Below are 276 nucleotides of genomic sequence, written 5' to 3'. Positions count from 1 at the left end.
CTGGTTTTGGAAGCGTGATTCAGCACGTAAAAGCTTGATATCTTCAATACCTTGCACCGCTTCCACAAGAATGGCGTTACGAATTGAAGATTCTCTCATACCCTCTTGTGCGAGTTGCGCCAGCTTCTTCTGTGCCAGAATACCCGGCAAAAGCATAAGTGGTACAACCAGCAACATTACCCAAAACAATTTCCCGCCAATAATCGCAAAGATCGTGAGGAATAAGAAAAAGAACGGGAAATCTGCAATTGCACTAATGGTGGTAGAAGTTACCAA

At 43.8% G+C, this 276-nt stretch carries 1 protein-coding gene; it reads right to left on the bottom strand.

Going from position 1 to position 276, the window contains the following annotated elements; all coding sequences use genetic code 11:
- Window positions 1-276 (bottom strand): ABC transporter transmembrane domain-containing protein (locus UC75_RS12950; RefSeq protein WP_265597225.1); only part of this gene is annotated, 276 nt, incomplete at both ends.

Origin of the sequence: Acinetobacter sp. V2, from assembly GCF_001188385.1 — a bacterium.
Classification (GTDB): domain Bacteria; phylum Pseudomonadota; class Gammaproteobacteria; order Pseudomonadales; family Moraxellaceae; genus Acinetobacter; species Acinetobacter oleivorans.
This window is presented reverse-complemented; position numbering and strand designations above follow the sequence as displayed.